The organism is Oleiphilus sp. HI0132 (assembly GCF_001635845.1).
This window is the reverse complement of the sequence record NZ_LWGJ01000873.1, coordinates 1-577: the sequence shown is the minus strand read 5'-3', so window position 1 is coordinate 577 and position 577 is coordinate 1. Positions and strand designations below refer to the sequence as shown.

The window sequence follows — 577 nt, the reverse complement described above, 5'->3', positions numbered from 1 at the left end:
TTCCACCAGAGTCTGTCACATCGTAAGTGACCGTGTATGTGCCTGCGACATTTTCATTCACGTTGTTAATGGTGACAATTGCTGCGCTAAGCGTAGCGTCATCATCGACTACGTCTGATGCAGTCGCACCCTGGTCGGTGTAAATTGTATTTAGCTCATGATTAAGTGGGTTGGCACCAGACATGGTGATGGTTGGTGCGCCAGTATTGGCAACGTTTACAGTTCTATTAACCGTGGTTGCGGCATTGCCTGCTGCATCAGAAGCGTTATATGACAAGATATAAGCGCCGACAGTGTTGGCATCTACTGAGCCTGTAACTCCAATATTTGCTGAAATATCACCATCAATATTATCTGAGGCGATAGCGCCTGGATCGAGGAATATGGTGCCTACTTCATGATTGAGCGGGTCTGTGCCGACTAAGCTGATTACCGGCGCAGTCATGTCACTAACAATAACAGTTCGCGAGACTTGCGTCGAAGCGTTGCCTGAGGCGTCACTAACGTTGTAAGTAAGGGTATAGCTTCCACTTACGCTGGTATTAACTGCACCACCAAGCACAATGTTGGAGCTTAA

At 47.5% G+C, this 577-nt stretch carries 1 protein-coding gene; it reads right to left on the bottom strand.

The window, feature by feature from the left end; genetic code table 11:
• On the bottom strand, positions 1–577 hold a 577-nt coding region (locus tag A3766_RS09975), incomplete at both ends, for an immunoglobulin-like domain-containing protein (protein ID WP_156508845.1).